Source organism: Endozoicomonas gorgoniicola (assembly GCF_025562715.2).
GTDB lineage: Bacteria > Pseudomonadota > Gammaproteobacteria > Pseudomonadales > Endozoicomonadaceae > Endozoicomonas_A > Endozoicomonas_A gorgoniicola.
Genome location: NZ_JAPFCC010000001.1, coordinates 5,929,375 through 5,943,945, shown reverse-complemented (window position 1 = coordinate 5,943,945; position 14,571 = coordinate 5,929,375). Strand labels below are relative to the sequence as shown.

15 protein-coding genes are annotated in these 14,571 nt (G+C 48.7%); 7 read left to right on the top strand and 8 right to left on the bottom strand.

Annotation, left to right across the window (positions count from 1 at the left end):
- Positions 1-455: 455 nt before the first annotated feature.
- Both NX722_RS26720 and NX722_RS26715 read left to right on the top strand, forming a co-directional pair.
- Positions 456-821: a hypothetical protein gene (locus NX722_RS26720; protein WP_262565868.1), complete on the top strand. Its 366-nt coding sequence runs from the start codon at positions 456-458 to the stop codon at positions 819-821.
- Positions 822-1,100: 279 nt separating this feature from the next.
- A complete protein-coding gene (locus NX722_RS26715; protein ID WP_262565867.1) occupies positions 1,101-1,307 on the top strand; it encodes a hypothetical protein in 207 nt (68 codons plus the stop codon).
- A 326-nt stretch (positions 1,308-1,633) separates the two neighbouring features.
- Here NX722_RS26715 and NX722_RS26710 read toward each other — a convergent pair whose 3' ends face one another.
- Positions 1,634-3,016: an RNA-guided endonuclease InsQ/TnpB family protein gene (locus NX722_RS26710; RefSeq protein ID WP_262565866.1), complete on the bottom strand. Its 1,383-nt coding sequence runs from the start codon at positions 3,014-3,016 to the stop codon at positions 1,634-1,636.
- 57 nt (positions 3,017-3,073) lie between these two features.
- Here NX722_RS26710 and NX722_RS29030 point away from each other — a divergent pair, with 57 nt between their 5' ends.
- Complete coding sequence (locus tag NX722_RS29030) at positions 3,074-3,205, top strand: transposase (RefSeq protein ID WP_407648046.1); 132 nt, start codon at positions 3,074-3,076, stop codon at positions 3,203-3,205.
- A gap of 127 nt (positions 3,206-3,332) precedes the next feature.
- On the opposite strand, the gene NX722_RS26705 is transcribed toward NX722_RS29030, so the two are convergent.
- The 3 genes from NX722_RS26705 to NX722_RS26695 all read right to left on the bottom strand — a co-directional run bounded on the left by NX722_RS26705 (position 3,333) and on the right by NX722_RS26695 (position 6,845).
- A complete protein-coding gene (locus NX722_RS26705) occupies positions 3,333-5,036 on the bottom strand; it encodes an AMP-binding protein (RefSeq protein ID WP_262565865.1) in 1,704 nt (567 codons plus the stop codon).
- A gap of 195 nt (positions 5,037-5,231) precedes the next feature.
- On the bottom strand, positions 5,232-5,558 hold the full coding sequence (locus NX722_RS26700; RefSeq protein WP_262565864.1) for a GIY-YIG nuclease family protein: 327 nt from the start codon (positions 5,556-5,558) through the stop codon (positions 5,232-5,234).
- A gap of 75 nt (positions 5,559-5,633) precedes the next feature.
- Entirely contained in the window at positions 5,634-6,845 is a 1,212-nt protein-coding gene (locus tag NX722_RS26695) for an amino acid permease (RefSeq protein ID WP_262565863.1), read from the bottom strand.
- Positions 6,846-7,069: 224 nt separating this feature from the next.
- On the opposite strand from NX722_RS26695, the gene NX722_RS26690 reads away from it, so the two are divergent.
- The gene (locus tag NX722_RS26690) at positions 7,070-8,215 is read left to right on the top strand and encodes a polynucleotide adenylyltransferase (protein WP_262565862.1); all 1,146 of its coding nucleotides are present in this window, start codon (positions 7,070-7,072) and stop codon (positions 8,213-8,215) included.
- Here NX722_RS26690 and NX722_RS26685 read toward each other — a convergent pair.
- From NX722_RS26685 to tsaD, 4 genes are all read right to left on the bottom strand, one after another.
- A complete protein-coding gene (locus tag NX722_RS26685) occupies positions 8,212-8,955 on the bottom strand; it encodes an F-box protein (RefSeq protein ID WP_262565861.1) in 744 nt (247 codons plus the stop codon). The two genes, NX722_RS26690 and NX722_RS26685, sit on opposite strands and share 4 nt — an antisense overlap.
- Positions 8,956-9,017: 62 nt before the next feature.
- Complete coding sequence (locus NX722_RS26680) at positions 9,018-9,470, bottom strand: 2-amino-4-hydroxy-6-hydroxymethyldihydropteridine diphosphokinase (RefSeq protein WP_262565860.1); 453 nt, start codon at positions 9,468-9,470, stop codon at positions 9,018-9,020.
- A complete protein-coding gene (folB, locus tag NX722_RS26675) occupies positions 9,467-9,850 on the bottom strand; it encodes a dihydroneopterin aldolase (RefSeq protein ID WP_262565859.1) in 384 nt (127 codons plus the stop codon). Before folB ends, NX722_RS26680 begins: the two co-directional genes overlap by 4 nt.
- Positions 9,851-9,888: 38 nt before the next feature.
- Positions 9,889-10,917, bottom strand: coding sequence for a tRNA (adenosine(37)-N6)-threonylcarbamoyltransferase complex transferase subunit TsaD (tsaD, locus tag NX722_RS26670; protein WP_262565858.1), 1,029 nt, complete (start codon positions 10,915-10,917; stop codon positions 9,889-9,891).
- Between the two features lie 555 nt (positions 10,918-11,472).
- Between tsaD and rpsU the strand changes: the two genes are divergently transcribed.
- The 3 genes from rpsU to dnaG all read left to right on the top strand — a co-directional run bounded on the left by rpsU (position 11,473) and on the right by dnaG (position 14,374).
- Positions 11,473-11,688 (top strand): 30S ribosomal protein S21, encoded by a 216-nt coding sequence (gene rpsU, locus NX722_RS26665; protein WP_034839300.1) that lies wholly within the window; start codon positions 11,473-11,475, stop codon positions 11,686-11,688.
- Positions 11,689-11,832: 144 nt separating this feature from the next.
- Complete coding sequence (locus NX722_RS26660) at positions 11,833-12,282, top strand: GatB/YqeY domain-containing protein (RefSeq protein WP_262565857.1); 450 nt, start codon at positions 11,833-11,835, stop codon at positions 12,280-12,282.
- Positions 12,283-12,310: 28 nt separating this feature from the next.
- Positions 12,311-14,374: a DNA primase gene (dnaG, locus tag NX722_RS26655; RefSeq protein WP_262565856.1), complete on the top strand. Its 2,064-nt coding sequence runs from the start codon at positions 12,311-12,313 to the stop codon at positions 14,372-14,374.
- The last annotated feature ends 197 nt before the right edge of the window (positions 14,375-14,571 follow it).

The window sequence follows — 14,571 nt, the reverse complement described above, 5'->3', positions numbered from 1 at the left end:
GGTTGCAACTCAGTCAGGACTGGAAAAGTTAGAGGCTCATATACACGGCAAGTTTGCAGAGCTAGAAGGACGCATAGACCAGGCACAAAGCCCTGATTATAAAACATGCTTCAAGTATCTGAAGTAGCCAAACTAATACGGGAGGCTATTAAAGCGCCATATCATCCATCATGGGTTAATCACTGGTTAGACGATCACGAATACCAGACTACTGTCATAAAAGATGACTGTTATTACCGTTATGCGACAGAGAAAACCAAAGCGCAAAACTTAGGCTATGTGCATCTGGATATGAATACGCAGCGTATCTTGAAGTGGTCTAGCCGTATCGTTGATCTGATTCTAAACACTTTATAAGTAAGCCAATCGTTAACCATTGGAAACAGTGGTTAACAGTGGTTAACAGTGGGTTTATTTTCAGACTCAAATCAACTAATTCAATTGAGGAAATTATTATGAAATTTATTAGAGCTTTTATCGCCGCTATCGCTTTGACTGTATCTTTCTCCGCGCAGGCTGCCATCCCTCAAACAGCGGGGGACTGGTATCAAGCAAGTGAGGCAGAACGAAGCGACGCCCTAACGCAAATAATCGCTGTGGTTTCTTTTTCGGACGCCGAGGTTGATGCAGCCATATCGAATTTCAGTACCAGAGAGAATGAAGGATTTTTCCTGACCATAGTTGCTAAAACAAAATTCCTGATGGACTACATGGAAAAGGAAGGGCAAAGAAATGACCCGTCGTTCCGTGCTGTACCTATGGGTGTTTTGATCAGGCACATCATGCGAGTCGATTTAGGTCTGGAAGCCGAGTTGCGCTAGTAAGTCAATCGTTAGGCATTGGATAACCAATGTCTAACCGTGGATTTACTTCAAACTCAGATTAACTAACTATTAATATGTAGGAAATCATTATGGCTGTACTTTTTTGTGGGGGAAATAAATGACTGATTTGATACAGACCCAGTATGAGCTTGAATTGGCTATGCACAACCGGGGCGTAGCATTGCTTAATAAACGAACGGAACGGAACCAGTTATCAGGTAATAAGGCTGATACTTATTATGGGAATCACCTAATAAAAAGCTCCTTCCGGTTGTAGTGGCTGGAATTGAACAGGCTGCAAAAGGTTGCTATAGCAAAACAGGGCGTCCTAAACAATATGCACAAACAGCGACGCATGTTAAGACATGTGGAATTGAAGTGTGTGCGGCTAAAAGCCTGCCCGTATATATACCTGCTTTTATATCTGAGACTCCTTTTATATATACAGGATTTGGTCAAATCACTTTTGAATTTTCCAGATAACCGGCGGATATTTTTGGACAACATTTTTCTCAGGGCATTAACCTTAATCTGCGCCAGTCACTCACCCCCATAGCCCCCTGCTGACTTTTCGATTCATCATTATCATCACTTTATTCTGAGACATTACCGGCAGTGACTCGCCGCTACTCTGGGGACTGACTGCCGGATGACTGCGACTACTTCTATATGACTGTAATGGTAATAGTACAGCAACAGTCCCAGCCACCAGCCCTACCAGCAAACCTAAGTACTAATACTGATAACAACAAACTATCCGTTTTAATAACCGGTGAACTACTCGCCCCTGAAGGAGCGAGCTTCCAATACTAAGCAGCTACCGCAGTAGCAACTGTTCTTTTCTTTTTTGACGTTTCGCTGCCAGATGCGGGAGAGTGCTTGCACTTTCCCGTCTTACGAATGGCTCCACGTCCTTTAGTCAGCACAGGAATACCCTTGCCAACCAACTCTGTTCCGGAGTCTAAAAGTAAATTAATTGCTCGTTTCTTAGTTACGATGCTGGCGTTTCGGTCAGCGTTGTCAACGTGTCCGCAGCTACCGCAAGAAAATAATTCCTGTGTCTTACGGTTGTCGGGGTGAGTGTAGTCGCATTCCGCACACTCTTGACTCGTATGATGTGCAGGTACTTTGAATACCACCTTGCCTGCTTTTGCCGCTTTGTAGCGTGTGTAGGTTTCCAGATAGTGCCAGCCTACGTTGAGAATGGCTTTGTTCAGACCGGCTTTCTGTTTTGCTTTGTTGGATATGAATTTGCCGCTTCTGTCTTTCTTAGCCTTTGGCTTGCGAGTCATCTTTGAGGTTTTCAGGTTCTCGAAAATGATGACCTTCGCCTTGCTATCGACCATCTTCCGACTGGTTTTGTGGCAGAAGTCCTGCCGGATATTGGCAACTTTCTTATGTTGACAGGCTATCCGGTTTTTTGTCTTTTGCCTGCGGTTAGAGCCTTTGGTTTGGCGAGACAGACGACGTTGCAGTTTTTCAACGTACCGCTTGCGTTTATCCATGCTCTTTTTCTGATTCTCCGTGAAGTCGTAAGCCTTCACACTGGTATGCACTGGTATGGCAACACCACGGTCCACGCCAATGACATATTCTTCCAGCCATTCCTTAGAAGCGCCTTTCAGGTACTCCAGGTGTTCCTTTTCTGTTACGGGTTCTTCCGATCCATCGTCATAGCAGAAAGAAACGAAGTACCGGCCTGTCTCTTTCCTGATGTAAAGGGACTTTGGCTCGTTGAATGCACCGTGGGACTTGAACGACAGATAACCGATATTGTTGGTCTTTGTGCCTATAAAAAGACGGGTTACACCGTCATCACATACATCGAACCGGAATAATTCTTTTGTGAGGTAAATGCTGCCTTTGTCAGTTTTTGGCTTCTTTTTTGGTTTACCACACAACCCTTTCATGTGCTTCTGGAAGGTCTGATACCAGTGAGTAGCTGAATTTCTGATTATCTGACTGGGACAGCTATAGAGCCAGGGAGAAAGCTCTCTGCTTTTAAATTGAGCGGCCTTAGTGTCAACCGGCGCAAATGTCCCGACAGGGCAATATTTTCTTGCATAGGTGCTGTAGTAGCGATGTTCGTCACACTTGGCATTCCAGATAAACCGGGCGCAACCCATCCACTGAGACAGGATCAGCTTTTGCTGGTCTGTTGGATTGGCTTTTAATCGGATGCCCTGAAGCATTGCAGTGCCTGTTATGTTGAATGCCTTTTATGCTAGTGCAGCTAAGCGCTAAAAACCATGCAGGCAGCACTGGTATTTTCAGCAAAGTATCGCCGGAACGTATTCACGTGGGAAATGACCGATCAACTTCGTGAGATCTTTTCAGAAACCTGCCCACAAATGGAGTGCCTCTTTCAGAAAACTCGTTAAGACTTCTAAACGATCGTCACAGCAAGGCTAGCGCCTTACGCTGGCTAGACCCGCCTCTAAAGAAGCGGGTTTGCGCCAGTGTTTCGATCAAGCCGAAATTAATAATTTCAGCCTGATTTTCATTGCATTAGTCTGAGGAAACCTCTTCTGTCCGAAGTTGTTTGCGCAATACCTTGCCTACCGCAGACATGGGCAGTTCCTGACGGAACTCTATGTATTTAGGTACTTTATAACTGGTGAGCTGCTGGCTGCACCAGTCTCGAATACTCTGCTCCGTCAGGGACTTATCAGACGTCACCACAAAGAGCTTAACCGCCTCACCTGCTTTTTCATCAGGTACACCAATGACAGCACACTGGTCGACCTTTTCGTGCAGACCGACAACGTTCTCAATCTCATTGGGATAGACGTTAAAGCCTGACACAATCACCAGATCCTTAATGCGATCCACAATACGGATGTACCCATCTTCCTGAATCACCGCAATATCACCAGTATGCAGCCAGCCTTCGGTATCCAGAACTTCCGCCGTGGCTTCAGGCCGGTTCCAGTAGCCCTTCATGATCTGCGGGCCTTTTACACACAGCTCGCCTGCTTCTCCTGTGTCCGCTTCTTCGCCATCATCAGTGACAATCTTGATAGAGGTTGACGATAATGCAGGACCAACGGTTCCCAGCTGCGTCAGCTTACCTGCCGGATTGGCAGCCACAATGGGAGCTGCCTCAGTCAGACCATAACCTTCGGAAATCCGGCAGCCCGTCACTTCATGCCACTGTCTGGCAACCGATTCCTGCAGCGCTGTTCCCCCTGAATTGGTGACCGTCAGCCCGGAAAAGTCCAGACGGTGAAATTCGGGGTGATTCAACAGTCCGGCAAACAATGTATTCAGCCCAATAAATGTATTGATTTGCCAGGGTTGCAGAGCAGAGATCAGACTATCCAGATCCCTGGGATTAGGGATGAGAATACTGTGAGCCCCCAGCTCGAAAAATGAAAACAGATGCACTGTAAACGCGTAGACATGGTAGAGCGGCAATGGCGCAACCACGATATCACCACGCAGGTCTGAGATCAGCCTGCCTTTCTGGTCCACCTGGTGGCGCAGGGCCGATGCCTGCAAGACATTCGCAATAATGTTCTTCTGCGTCAGCATGACCCCTTTCGCGACCCCTGTCGTACCGCCGGTATACTGCAGCACAGCAAGATCATCCTGCTGACCCTCTGAGGCAGGGCAATAGTCCGCTATCATGCCTTTCGCCATGACATCGTTAAATGCCACGGCTTCAGGAAGACTGTATTTTGGCACCATCTTTTTGACATGCCTGACAGCAAAGTTCACCAGTAACCGCTTCATCCAGGGAAGAGAATCCCCCATTTCGGTGACAACAACCTGCTCAAGACCGGTTTGGGGCAGAATTTCTTCAACAATATGCGCCACCGTATTCAGACAAACCAGAAGCTTTACGCCCGAATCATTAAACTGATGGAGCATTTCTCTGGCGGTATAAAGAGGGTTGGTATTAACAATAACCAGTCCCGCTTTAATGGCACCGTAAACGACGATTGGATACTGAAGGATATTAGGCAACTGAATAGCAATTCGGTCACCAGGCTCCAAAGACGTATGCTTTTGCAGGTAAGCCGCAAAACCATTGCTGAGTTCATTGATTTCTGCATAACTCAGGGTCTGATTCATGCAGGTATAGGCAGGCCGGTCAGCAAACCGCCTGACCGATGCATTAATCAGGTCTGCCAGGTTGCGATACTTTCCCAGATCAATTGCGTCTTCAATACCGGGAGCTCGTTTACCTTCCCAGAAACTGGCCTCCATGAAGCACCTCTCATTATTATCATTATTGTTAAAGGCTCAGACTCTAAGGAGCCTGTCTGCTCAGGTACATAGCCTGCACTTAACTGGTATTATTGAGCTGTTGCAATGATCATCTGGCAAACAGCTGTTAATGCTCGTTTAAGCATACGACAGTCGAATAACGATTTATAGCCGTATAACATCATCCATTCTGCATCAGTCCCTCTCAACCAACCTTTCTTCAGCTTCCAAAAACCCCGTTGGTAACATGCTGTCCCATAATGAAACCTGATTGCTGCCAGAGCGCAACAGCGCCTGTTTTTTTGTCTTTGGCCACTTTTTAATTTCTGCTTCCCGTTTTGAAGCCGTAGAACGATTATGTCCTGGCTCAAAGTAAGCCAGCAACGCAGGCTTGCGCCCTCGAAAATAGCGCGCACCACCTGCGCCACTGCTGTGTTGTTTCCAGCGTCTGCAGATATCGGTTGTGATTCCCGTATAAAGCGAATGATCGCTGGCAATAATGATGTAAACAGACCAGTTCATAAGTACCCAACAATTAGCGGATGCTGTCAATTTAACAGACCAGCCCGACGTCGTCAGGGTATAAAACAACTGTCGTCAGCCCAGCAGAGGTAAAACCCCCAGAGAAACACCAATCTGGGCAGCAACAATCAGCACGCCGACCATGAGCGCAATAGCCAGGCCAGCATTCCCTCCGGGGGCCTGATAAGGCTCTTCCATGTGCAGGCGGCGAACCTTCCAAACCATCAGTACAGGCAGGAAGACAGCCAGTACGATCAATGCTATCGCTGCATAGCCCAGGGCAAGAATAAAACCATCGGGGTAGTAAATAGCCACCAGCATCGGAACCAGCAGCGTCAGCAAAATGGTCCGAACCCTGCCAGTTAATCCGCTGTGACTGTTATGGGAGAGTTCTGACAAGTAATCAAACAATCCTAAGGCAACCCCCAGAAACGACGTTGCCAGCGCAAACGCCGCAAAGACACTGATTATCAGACTAAAGTGACTGACAGATGACACCTGGCCAACTGCAGACATGAGATTGGTGACGGAATCCGGCATTGATGCCACTGAGTGTATTGTGGTGGATGACAAAGCCCCAACCGTCGAAACACTCCAGAAGACATAGAGAACAAAAGGCAAAACACTGCCAATCAGCAGCGCCTTGCTGAACTTTTCCGGACATCCCTGCACATAGCCAACCACCGTGGGTACCACAACATGATAACCAAACGAGGTATACAGCACAGGCAGAGCAGCCAGCAACACAGGAAAAGTGCCTGTCTCCATGGCCAGGTTTTCAAGCCGGGTGTAAGGAAACAAAGAGACCAGTATCACCATCATCAGCAGTAGCATGGAAACAAACATTACCCGGTTGCAGACATCCACCAGAGCAGTTCCCACCAGTACAACAATAGCGACAATACATGTCACCAGAGCAACCGCACCCCAGTAAGGTATTTTTAAGCCTGCACTCACTAATATGCTGTTAAGCTGTGAAGCGCCCCCGGCAATATAGGCTGCGCAGAGCGCGTAATAGAGAAACAACATGGCAATGACAGCAACGGTCTGACCGTTTCGTCCTAACAACAGACCAACCATACCATGCAGGTTTTCAGTCTCCGGGCAGGCTCGGCAGGCTTCTGCAATCAGTAACCCTCCGTAGGCAGCCAGCAACCAGGTTATGAACATCAGGGCCAGCCCCTCCCACAGCCCTGTAAGAACAGAGATGATAGGCAGCGCCAGCATACCGGCACCAATACATGTGCCAGCAATCAGCAAAGCACTACCTAAGGTTTGACTCTTCATTCTTATAACTGGTTCGCATGACTAAAGTAATAACTCTACAAAATAGCAGCTGAATCAGTTAAGAAACAAAACGAATATAAATAAAAAAACTGCCAGTCGCCCTCTGTCGCATTCCAATCAAGAGAATATCTATTGCCTCAACACTTCATCCGTTACCATTAATCAATAACGTATTGAGGTGTGTTGCTCCAATCACACACCTGAAAGCAGGACTTTTGAACTCTATGAACATTTATCTGGTGGGCGGTGCTGTCAGGGACAAACTGCTCGGACTGCCTGTAAAAGACCATGACTGGGTGGTGGTAAACAGCACGCCTGAAGAAATGCTGCAACAGGGCTTTGTGCCGGTTGGGCAGGATTTTCCGGTTTTTCTGCACCCAAAGACCAAAGAAGAATATGCCTTAGCCAGAACAGAACGAAAGTCCGGGCATGGCTATGCCGGTTTTACGTTCCATGCTGACCCGGGTGTGACTCTGGAACAGGACCTGATCCGCAGGGACCTGACCATCAACGCGATGGCAGAGTCGGCGGAAGGTGACATTATCGACCCTTATCAGGGGCAACGGGACTTACAGCAACGACTGCTGAGGCACGTCTCTCACGCCTTTCAGGAAGATCCTTTAAGAATTCTTCGGGTAGCGCGTTTTGCCGCCCGTTTTGCCAGCCTGGGATTCACTATCGCGGAAGATACGATGGCTCTGATGGCACACATGGTGAGTATGGGTGAAGCCAGCTATCTGGTGCCAGAGCGGGTATGGCAGGAAACAGCCAGAGCCCTGATGGAGCAACGCCCTGAAATCTATTTTCTGACCCTGATGAGTTGCAATGCCCTGAGCGCGGTACTGAAAGAGTGGCAACCCTTTTTACTGGGATCACCCCACTGCCTTGGAGCTTTACAGCGGGCTGCAGAACAAAACGCGTCTGAGCCAGTGCGTTTTGCCTGCCTGTTTGCCGCCAATGAGCAAACCGAAGCCGCCAGCCTTAAGCCATTTTTTCAGCGTATGCGTTTTCCATCCTCTTACTGTGAACTGGCCTTGCTGGTGTACCAGCAAGCTCACGAAGTGCCAGGTGTTCTTGACAAACCAACCGCAGAAAGGATCATGAATCTGTTTGAAGCAACGGATGCCCTGCGTCGACCTGACCGGTTTGAAGATTTTATGGCAACAGCAGGCTTTATTGCACACGCGAAAGGACTGAGTTTCCCGACATCCAGCCAAAACAAACTCTTTGACCTGTTAAGGCAGTGTCACGCCATTAATGCCAGAGAGATTGTTGCACAGGGGGTGAAAGGCAAAGCCGTGGGAGAAAAGCTCCGCCTGCTACGAATTGAAGCTTTGGGGCAGGCATTGGCCAGCGAACAGGCCGGCTAGCGAAGATGAAACCAACCGCCAGATGTCTCAAAGTCTGGCTCTTTATGCGCATCATGCTCCCACCGTACGCGATGAACCACCGGAGTAATAAACTCGCGACTGAAACAATAATCCCCTATTATATGATCTAAAATCTTCTCATAAGAAGGGGCGTATACGATCAGCAAATAATCATCCATGCTTCTACCAAAATTCCAACCGGCTCTAATAAAAAAAACCTTACTTCCCGTCGTTCCAACTGCCGTAAGGCCTTCCCCTACAGTGCCAACATCGAATGAACTGAGTTTCGTACGAGCAAGAAACCTTTCCCAACGACTTCCAGCAGTCTCGTGATTGGACACAACTACCTCCGCAACATGAAAGTTAACCACCTTTCCTCTATCCTCGATATCAGGCTTCAAAGACTTGTTCGCTGAATAAGTAATAGCTGTGTGTTTGCTGTATTTTCGAATAATAGCCGCAATAGTATCTGCGCTTGCACTGGTTAAATCACTGTGGCGATCAAGTGTCATGAGGCCCTGGTTCATTATGAAGCGATCTATAGAAGGATGAGGCCCCTTGGGGATAGCTGCTGAGGAGAGAACTGACGCAAGCGCACAAAGATCGCGCGGACTCAGGTAGCTAAGAATCATTTCTCGAATCCCTTGTATATTAAAAACACTAGCTATAGCCGCCATGGTTCTTTGGTCGCATTGTTCAGTAATGATGACTGCCTTTATGGTGGCTCCGGAGTTTTCCATTAGTTGATCCTCGACCAGAGTAATAACTCAAAAAGTATAGAACCCTAATGCAGCGGGGAAATTCAGACAGACTCAGTCTGAAAGAGATAACAGGGAGCATCGCCAACACTCATCCGTTCATCGAGTTGCAAACAGACTTTGTCATGGCTCACACAAATAGCTTCGCCCTTAAGAAAAGCCTGCAACTGCAAAACCAGCGGCTGATAATACACCTCGCTGACATGACCCGGCTGAAGAATATCCAGGTCAGCCTGACAGATTCCGTTCCGGGTCCGGGTTCTGCCCAGCTGAGTTTCCAGTTTTTTACACCAGTCGTATAACTCCGGGATCGACAATAAGGCTTCAAAGCTGACGACAGCATTCAGGTAGTGTGGAGCATCCACACCATAAGCAGGGGTTTGCACAATACTGCTGACACAGACCTGTCGGAAAGCAGAGCGAATGGCACTGATCATTGCCGTGCAGTTATGCACGGCATTTTCGTTAGAACCAATACCAACAAAATATCGGGTCATAACTGATCCATCAGTTTCTGCATATCCATCTGTTCTCTGCTACGTTCGCAGGAGACCGTTGCCAGAGCGCCTTTCAGTGCATGAGGTTTGCGAATGAAAACACCCACTTTGTCCACAGGGAAGTTATCCAGCACCCGTTGAATAATACCACCCGCCAACGCTTCCAGCAGGGCAAAACGGGAAGCTTCGGTAAACTCACGAACGCTGTTACTGATGGCTTCATAATCAAGGGCATCGTTCAGGTCATCACTGCGAAAGGCATTGGTAAAATCCGTTTCCAGTTCGAGGTCTATGACCAGCGGCTGCGGTGCTTCATGCTCAAATTCATAAACACCAATAATCGCCTCGGTTTCCAGTCGTTCGATACGAACTTTATCCATTGCCTGAACCCTCAAGAAAAAAGCAGGATTATACCGCATTACACGGCGTCAAGCTCTTCCATCGGCCAGCGTGGCTGGGGAGCCACTTCAAGCGGCTCAAGCTGACCTGCCAGCAGTCGCTGACAACCGGCATAAGCAATCATAGCACCGTTATCCGTACAGAATTCCGGACGGGCATAACGCAGGGTTGCTTTTTCTTTTGCCACCATGGACTCCAGTCCTTCACGAAGACGCCTGTTAGCACTCACACCACCCGCAATCACCAGCTGTTTCAAACCGGTTTCACGCAACGCCCGTCGACATTTAAAAGCCAGAGTATCGACTACGGCCTCCTCAAACGCCCTGGCCACATCGGCCCGGTCCTGATCCGTAAAATCGCCACGTTCTTCACGGCATTTTGCGACCGTGTTCAACGTAAAGGTTTTTAAACCACTGAAACTGAAATCCAGTCCGGGGCGGTCGCACATAGGGCGCGGGAAACGAAAGCGTCCCGGCGTACCCTGTTCAGCCAGCCTTGATACTTTAGGACCACCGGGGTATCCCAGATCCAGCATTGCAGCCACTTTATCGAAAGCCTCTCCAGCCGCATCGTCTACCGACTCGCCCAGCAAGCGGTACTGACCAATGCCCCCCACATGCACCAGCTGGGTATGACCGCCGGACACCAGCAGGGCCAGAAACGGAAATTGTGGTGGATTCTCTTCCAGCATCGGAGCCAGAAGATGCCCTTCCATATGGTGCACACCGACACAGGGAACACCCCACGCCCATGCCAGAGAACGGCCGATACAGGCACCGACCATCAAAGCTCCAATCAGGCCAGGGCCTTTTGTGTAAGCCAGGGCTTCAATGTCTTCACGCTGCAACCCCGCCTGATCCAGTACTTCCTTTATTAAAGGCAGTACACGCTGAATATGGTCGCGGGAGGCCAGTTCCGGAACTACTCCACCGTATTCGGTGTGCATCTCAATCTGACTGTACAGTGCATCAGCCAGCAGGCCTTTCTCACTGTCGTAAAGGGCAATACCGGTTTCATCGCAGGAGGTCTCGATGCCGAGAACAACCATAGCCAACTCCTGAAAATCTGAATTCAACAAAATTGTCGGGAGTTTACCACCAATCCGTGCGGTTAGTTCACGGCCTAATGTTTATCACGGAACCAAATGACGAAACTGAAGTCACAGTACACTACGACGTTGACCACCAGAAAGACTTTCTTAACCATGGTTTCAGCATGAAAGCACAATGGTTGTTTTAGGATTTATACCCACAGCAGCCGATTAATTCGAATCTCCAACAATGCCAGAATGGCACTTCCACCAATCGGAAGAACACTTTCTGCACTCCTGATGGTCATTTTCCAGCATCAGCCACGAGCTGGCAGTCAATACTCAAAAAGCCGGTTTTTTGCATTTTTCGGCGATTGGCTATAAAATTCGCACCCTTTTAAAATACGCGGCTAATCCAGTGACTGGTATGATTATCAGACACTGAATTTTTGCGGACCGGATTTCGCTTCATACAGTTAGCAAAAACTGTATTCAGAAGCACCATTGCTGCTGTATCATGCCGGGCTGCAAACTTCTATTGAATCAACGAATATTTAGGAAGGTGAGCTCTGCATGCCTGCTGTTAAAGTTAAAGAAAATGAACCGTTTGACGTAGCCCTGCGCCGCTTCAAGCGCTCTTGTGAAAAAGCCGGTGTCCTGGCTGAAGTACGTCGTCGTGAACACTACGAGAAGCCGACTTCTGTTCGCAAGCGCAAAGCTGCTGCTGCCGTTAAGCGTCATCTGAAAAAACTGCAGCGCGAACAGCGTCGTCGCGAGCGTCTGTATTAAGATCGTAACGATCTGAATACTGCTTCAGTTACAAGACGATTCAGCATTAACCTTCAGGGTCACGTCAGTGATAGCATTTGAAGGTTAAACCTCAGTACCTGACAGGCTTATGCCTGCTTGTGGATATTTATACAGGAGAACATTATGAGCGAATGCACAGTAAAGGACCAACTGACTTCAGCAATGAAGGAAGCCATGCGCAACCGCGAAAAGGCTCGCCTGTCCACTATCCGCCTGGCTCTGGCAGAATTGAAACGTATTGAAGTAGACGAAAAGTCGCTGGACGACACCCGTGCCCTTGCAGCCCTGGACAAAATGGCCAAGCAACGCCGCGATGCCATTACCCAGTTCGAGTCTGCAGGGCGCACGGATCTCGCTGAACAGGAACAGTTTGAACTGACCGTCATTCAGGAATTTCTGCCTGAACCACTCTCCCCTGAAGACATCGACCAGATTGTCCACGATGCCATTGCCCAGAGCGGCGCAGAAGGCATGAAAGATATGGGCAAGGTAATGGGTCTGGTAAAACCTCAGGTTCAGGGTCGTGCCGATATGGCTCTGATCAGCCAGTCGGTTAAAAAACTGCTGGGCTGATTCCCGCAACCCTGCGATAATACTTTACATGGCTGGACGCATTCCACAGACATTTATTGACGACCTGCTGGCCAGAGTCGATATCGTCGACGTGGTTGACAGCCGGGTCAAACTGAAGAAAACCGGTCGCAATTATTCGGCCTGCTGCCCGTTCCACAAAGAAAAAACACCTTCTTTCTCCGTCAGCCCTGACAAACAGTTCTACTACTGCTTTGGCTGTGGCGCCAGTGGTAACGCCATTGGTTTCGTGATGGATTTTGACCATCTGGATTTTCCTGCCGCCGTTGACAACCTGGCCGGCACACAAGGCATGGAAGTACCCAGAGAACAAGGCAGCCGCCAGAGCCGACGCCCGGATTACTCTGAACTCTACGAGCTTATGACCCGCGCCTCAGATTACTATCAGGAACAACTGAAAGCAGCCCCTGATGCGCCCCAAGTCATCAACTATCTGAAACAGCGCGGGCTCGACGGACAGACCTGCAAACAGTTCGGCATCGGTTTTGCCCCCAGAGGCTGGGATAACCTGCAAAACCTGCTGGCCACCAGCGACGAGAAAGAAGAACAGCTGATCAAAACCGGCATGCTGGTTGAAAACGAAGAGAGCAAAAAACGGTACGATCGTTTTCGTGACCGGGTTATGTTCCCTATTCGTGACAGCCGGGGTCGCATCATTGCCTTTGGCGGGCGAGTACTGGGCGACGCCAAACCAAAATACCTGAACTCCCCGGAATCTCCTATTTTCCACAAGGGGCGGGAACTTTATGGCCTTTATGAAGCCAAAAAGAACAACCGCTCACTGGATCGCATTCTGGTTGTGGAAGGTTACATGGACGTGGTGGCACTGTCACAGCTGGGCATCAGCAATGCGGTGGCAACACTGGGAACTGCCACGACACTGGAACACATGCAACGCCTGTTCAAAACAGTACCTGAAGTCGTGTTCTGTTTCGATGGCGATGACGCAGGCCGGCGAGCAGCATGGCGCGCCCTGGAGTCTACCCTGCCCAATATGCAGGACGGACGACAGGCACGATTTCTGTTCCTGCCCCAGGGAGAAGATCCCGACAGCATGGTACGACAGGAAGGTTCAGAACAGTTTCTCCAGCGCATTCGGGATCAGGCTCTCAGCCTGGACACTTTCCTGTTCAAAGAACTGGAAGACGGTCTGGATCTTCACACCATGGATGGCAGGGCTCGCCTGACCAAGCTGGCACAGCCTTATTTGAGCAAACTGCCTGATGGCATATTCAGGCAATTATTGCTGCAAAAACTGTCAGAGCTGACCGGGCTGGACTCATCAAGGCTCGAAGCGCACTTAAGCACTGACACTGAGCAGAAAACAGCGCCAGTAGCGGCACCCGCTGATCAAACGACTCATGACCACTATCAGGATCATCATGAGCATTATTACCAGCCGGGGAATGACTTTGCGGATTACCATCCGGAAAGCCATTCAAATAGCCATTCAAATAGCTATGCAAATAGCTATGCAGAAGAACCTTTTAACTATTCACACTCTGCATTACAGGGTGCATATAGTTACCAACAATCAAAAGGTTTTTTTGACAAAAGGACAAAAAACTTTGATCCTGTTTTAGAGAAGACACAGATAAAAGTCGGTCGCCCACTATATGCCATACGACATTTACTGTGTAATCCACAGCTCGCCTCTGACGTAAAATGCGTCGATACACTGGCACAGGATAACGACGCGGACACTGTATTACTGGTCGAGCTGTTAAAAACACTGAAACAACAACCTAATCTGGCCACCAGTGCATTAATTGCCCAATGGTACGGTACAGACAAGGGTAAAAGACTACAGCAGGTCGCCACTCTGGAACTTGGGCACGAACCTGATGACAGAGAATTCTGGGAAGCCATCAAACGCATTTCAGATAAAGTGGCGGATCTGGAACACCAGCAGGCTTCAAACAAGATTTCAAGCACGCTGGCGAATAGAAAACCAAACCAATTGGACGAACAACAACGCAGCGAATACGAAGAGTTCCTGAAAAAACATAAAGCACGTCTTGGTATCAGCACCACTGACGCAACTCAGGATAAAACGAAAGTATCAAAAAAATAACTGCACACACACCATTATTGGGTATACTTGAAGTTCACTGTGTGCAGTGGATACAACGTTATAGAGTTATAGACCATTATCTGATAAATCCGGTCTAACAACACCAGGGATGGGGAAACCGTACCATGCTTGAGCATGGCTTGCTTTGCAATGGAAAGCACTCCGGTACCTCGCCCAGCGAAAATTGAGCACTCGTT